The following is a 3,951-nucleotide window of genomic DNA, read 5'->3' as shown; positions in this document are numbered from 1 at the left end:
GCGGCACGGTCATCACCGACCTCGACGGCGAGCCGGTCAACCCGGTCGCGCTCGAAGCCGAGGAGTACCGCAGGAAGTGCAGCCATTGCGCTGCGCCCCTGTGGACGCTGATCCGCCCGCGCAGCCTGTCCGGCAGCGACCAGTCCTCGGCCGTCCTCAAAGCCCTGAAGCGCATCCCGACCATCGGGGAAGTCACTGCGCAGAAGCTGATGCAGAAGTTCGGTGACGGCTTCCTGGCCTCGATGCTGGGCGACAACATCCACGAGTTCATCAACCTCATGGATGGCAACGGCGAGCTGGTGTTTTCCGACCGTCAAGCCACGCGCATGGAACGTGCGATGGCCAACATGGAGTTCGGCTTTGGCGAGGGCGGTTATCAACCCTCGGAGTTCATCAAGAGGTACTTGCCGCAAGGTACGTTCGACCTGCTCATCGCTGATGAAGCGCATGAGTACAAGAACGGTGGCAGTGCCCAGGGCCAGGCCATGGGCGTGCTGGCGGCGAAGGCTCGCAAGACCTTGCTGCTGACTGGCACGCTGATGGGCGGCTACGGTGATGATCTTTTTCACCTGCTGTTCCGAGCCCTTCCGGGGCGGATGATCGAAGACGGCTACCGCCCGACCACGAGCGGCAGCATGACCTCGGCTGCGATGGCGTTCATGCGCGATCACGGGGTGTTGAAGGACATCTACTCCGAGAGCACCGGCACGGCGCACAAGACGGCCAAGGGCACCAAGGTATCGGTGCGCACGGTCAAGGCCCCGGGCTTCGGCCCCAAGGGCGTCTTGCGCTGCATCCTGCCATTCACGATCTTCCTCAAGCTCAAGGACATCGGCGGCAACGTCCTGCCGCCGTATGACGAGGAGTTCCGTGAAGTCGCGATGGACACGGCGCAAGCCGCGGCCTACCGCGATCTGGCGGGTCGGCTGACCGCGGAGCTGAAACAGGCTCTGGCGCGACGCGATACGACCTTGCTGGGCGTGGTCCTCAACGTGCTGCTGGCCTGGCCGGATTGCTGCTTCCGGTCGGAGACCGTGGTGCATCCGCGCACGCGCAACACCTTGGCGTTTGTCCCGGCTCAGTTCAACGAGTTCGAGATCAGCCCCAAGGAGCGTGAGCTGATCGACATCTGCAAAGAGGAGAAGGCGCAGGGCCGCAAGGTCCTGGCCTACACGGTCTATACCGGCACGCGCGACACCACGTCGCGTCTGAAGGTGCTGCTGGAGCAGGAAGGCTTCAAGGTGGCGGTGCTGCGCGCGAGCGTGGATGCCAGCCGCCGCGAAGACTGGATCGCCGAGCAACTGGACCGTGGCATCGACGTGCTCATCACCAACCCCGAGTTGGTCAAGACGGGGCTGGACCTGTTGGAGTTCCCGACGATCGTGTTCATGCAGTCGGGCTACAACGTGTACTCGCTCCAGCAGGCGGCACGCCGCTCCTGGCGCATCGGGCAGAAGCAGCCCGTGCGTGTGATCTACCTCGGCTACGCCGGTTCCTCGCAGATGACCTGCCTGGAGCTGATGGCCAAGAAGATCATGGTCTCGCAGTCCACCTCGGGCGACGTGCCCGAATCCGGGCTCGATGTCCTGAACCAGGACGGTGATTCCGTCGAGGTCGCACTGGCCCGGCAGCTTGTCGCCGCATGACACGTTCCACTTACGGCCCTTCGGGGCCGTTTTTTTTGCCGCTCCCGGTAAATCGGACGCTGCCTGGTTCGCATTGTTTGCTGCCGCTCGCGGCCTGAGCGGCGATGGTGAGGGCTGGATGTTTCAGGACGCCGAGCTATGTGCCCCTCTCCACCGTGGTTTCACTATCCCGAACGCCGCCTTCTGGCGGGATTTCTCGGCCTGCTGTGGTCGGTGCTGGCCGGTGGCTGCGCGACGACGACTGCGCCGGTCGCGCCCGACACCATCGCGGAAGTCTTGGCCGCGCCTGAACCCGAGGCTTCCGAGTACATCCCGGTCGTGCGCTACGCCCGCTACACACTGGTCGAACTGGCACCCATGGCGGCGCAGCGCGACCTGTTGTTGCAGACCATCGACGTGTCCATGCCCGAGGATGCCCGCGCCACGGTCGGGGATGGGCTTCGGCACGTGCTCAAACGCAGCGGCTATGGCCTGTGCCAGACCGCGCATGCCGTGATCGAGCTGTACGCGCTGCCGTTGCCGGCGGTACACCTGCACCTCGGCCCCATGACCTTGCGCGATGCGCTGCTCACGCTGGCTGGCCCGGCCTGGGAACTGCACGCGGATGACCGCGCACGGCAAATCTGCTTCGAGCGGCCCGGCGATCGCGCGGTCGCCGAGTCCCCATCCGAGCCACCCGCCACCGAGGCGGTGCAGACGTTCCCGCTGGCACCCATGGTTTCGGGAGGCCAGCCATGAACGCCCCGCAACCTGCCCAGCGATCGACCGCCGCCGTGGTGGTGCAGAGCCTGATGTGGCTCTGGTTGATCTTCCTCAGCGTCTTGGCGGCCCTGGGCTACCAGGCCCTCAGCGACCAGGCCGACCAGGAGCGGCTGGATTCCCGCCTGCAACGCCTGGAAGCGCAGGCAACTGGCTTGGCCGAGACGATCGAGGCCATCCAGCAGCGCCCGGCCGTCGCGACGGACGCTGACCTCAAAGACACCCGCCAGATTCTGGAAGCACGCGCGGCCCAGGTCGAGAAATCTCTCAGTGGCTACGCAGCGGCCGACGACCTCCAGGCGCTGCGCGCGGAGGTCGAGCAGATCAAGGCGCGCCAAGCCGCCGCGCGTGCCACCGCACCCGCCCAGCGGCGCGCATCGCGCACGTCCGCCGCCTCCAAGACCGAGCTGCCGCCGCTGCCATTCCGCGTCGTCGGCGCCGAACTGCGCGCCGGCCAGCGCAGCGTGTCCGTCGCGCCGAGCATCGGGGACTTCACGCCCGCCCAACTTCAGGTGCTGCTGCCCGGGGATGCGGTCGGCCCGTGGCGCCTGCAGGCGATCGAGGGCAACACCGCAGTGTTCCAGGCCGGCAACCAGACCCGCCGCGTGGCGATTCCCTGACCGGAGCACCCCATGAAGCCGTCGATCCTCCTTTTCGCGGTCCTGGTGGCGTCGTCGCAATGGCCCGCCTGGGCGCAGCAGCCCGCAACGACCTCGGCGCGCAACGCACAGAGCCAGGAGCGCCCGCTGGCCGCCCGCGTGCTGGACGACCGGGTGGCAACCGAATGGGGCTTGCAGCCACAAGAATGGGCACGCTACCGCGAGCTGATGGATGGGCCGCTGGGTATCTACTCGCCCAACCTGGACCCGCTGTCCGCCCTGGGCATCGAAGCTCGCACGGACGAAGAACGGCGCCGCTATGCGGAACTGCAGGTGCAGGTGGAAGCGCGCCGCGTCGAGAAGCTGCTCGCCTACCAGCGCGCCTACGACGAGGCCTGGCAGCGCCTGAATCCGGGGATGCAGCGCGTGAACCTGCCCGACGACAAGCCGGGCGCCGGCACATCCAGCAGTCCCTTGCGCGGCAGCGGCCGCATGGCGGTGTTCGTCAAGGACGGCTGCGCAGCCTGCGGACAGCTCGTGCAGCGCCTGCAATCCTCGGGCGCGGAGTTCGACCTGTACATGGTGGGCAGCCGCCAGGATGACGCGCGCATCCGCGACTGGGCCAAGCGCGCGCAGATCGACCCGGCGCGCGTGCGCGCCGGCAGCATCACGCTCAACCACGACGGCGGCCGCTGGCTGTCACTGGGCCTGCCCGGCGATCTGCCCGCCGCCGTGCGCGAAGTGAACGGCCAATGGCAGCGCCAGCCGTAGCCATGCCCCTGCGCGCACTGGTGCTCACTGCCGGCCTGTATGCCGTTGCCGCCCTGGCCCAGGAGGTTCCGCCACCGGCTTACCAGCTTGCCGCCCAGCGCGCAGGCATCCCCTCGACCGTGCTCTACGCCGTGGCCTTGCAGGAGAGCGGCATCCGGCGCAACGGGCGCCTGGTG

General features: G+C 67.5%; 4 protein-coding genes and 1 pseudogene. All 5 read left to right on the top strand.

Translation table 11 applies throughout. The features are described from left to right. A partial coding sequence (locus tag APY03_RS14675; protein ID WP_232324271.1) for a helicase-related protein occupies nucleotides 1-1,646 on the top strand: 1,646 nt, incomplete at its 5' end. Nucleotides 1,647-1,784: 138 nt separating this feature from the next. Next, complete coding sequence (pilL2, locus tag APY03_RS14670; protein WP_003098890.1) at nucleotides 1,785-2,384, top strand: PFGI-1 class ICE element type IV pilus protein PilL2; 600 nt, start codon at nucleotides 1,785-1,787, stop codon at nucleotides 2,382-2,384. Continuing rightward, entirely contained in the window at nucleotides 2,381-3,025 is a 645-nt protein-coding gene (locus APY03_RS14665) for a hypothetical protein (protein ID WP_003098888.1), read from the top strand. The genes pilL2 and APY03_RS14665 overlap by 4 nt, the downstream gene beginning before the upstream one ends. A gap of 12 nt (nucleotides 3,026-3,037) precedes the next feature. Beyond that, nucleotides 3,038-3,775, top strand: a complete 738-nt coding sequence (locus APY03_RS14660) for a TIGR03759 family integrating conjugative element protein (protein ID WP_042178587.1) — start codon at nucleotides 3,038-3,040, stop codon at nucleotides 3,773-3,775. Next, nucleotides 3,757-3,951 (top strand): annotated as a pseudogene (locus tag APY03_RS43780) (lytic transglycosylase domain-containing protein); the annotation flags it as partial. The gene APY03_RS14660 and the pseudogene APY03_RS43780, both read left to right, overlap by 19 nt.

This window comes from Variovorax sp. WDL1, from assembly GCF_001541225.1.
Classification (GTDB): Bacteria; Pseudomonadota; Gammaproteobacteria; order Burkholderiales; family Burkholderiaceae_C; genus Variovorax.
Note: the sequence above shows the minus strand (reverse complement) of the source record. Positions and strands in the feature narration are given on the sequence as shown.

Excerpts from the sequence above, each read along its gene's own strand:
- pilL2 (WP_003098890.1), top strand. The coding sequence starts at position 1,785 with ATGTGCCCCTCTCCACCGTGGTTTCACTATCCCGAACGCCGCCTTCTG.
- APY03_RS14665 (WP_003098888.1), top strand. The coding sequence starts at position 2,381 with ATGAACGCCCCGCAACCTGCCCAGCGATCGACCGCCGCCGTGGTGGTG.
- APY03_RS14660 (WP_042178587.1), top strand. The coding sequence starts at position 3,038 with ATGAAGCCGTCGATCCTCCTTTTCGCGGTCCTGGTGGCGTCGTCGCAA.